This is a genomic window from Mycolicibacterium sp. XJ662 (genome assembly GCF_053484035.1).
In genome coordinates this window covers 1-234 of record NZ_JBEFTL010000040.1, presented here as the reverse complement: position 1 = coordinate 234, position 234 = coordinate 1, and the positions used below count along the sequence as shown (strand labels likewise).

Below are 234 nucleotides of genomic sequence, written 5' to 3'. Positions count from 1 at the left end.
GGTCTGGACGGGATGGGCGATGCGCGGGTGAAAGCCGAAGCCAAAAAGGTCGCCTATCGGCTCGATCCGCAGGCGGTGGTCGATCGGGCGGCCAGGGCCGAAAAGGACCGCAGCGTGACGACGCGCCCGGCCCCGGATGCGATGACCTATGTGACGGCGTTGTTGCCGGTGAGCCAGGGGGTCGGGGTGTATGCGGCGCTCAAACGCGCTGCCGATAGGACCTTTGATGAGCGG

General features: G+C 67.1%; 1 pseudogene. It reads left to right on the top strand.

What is annotated here, in order from left to right:
- Nucleotides 1-234 (top strand): annotated as a pseudogene (locus ABQE93_RS27085) (HNH endonuclease); the annotation flags it as partial.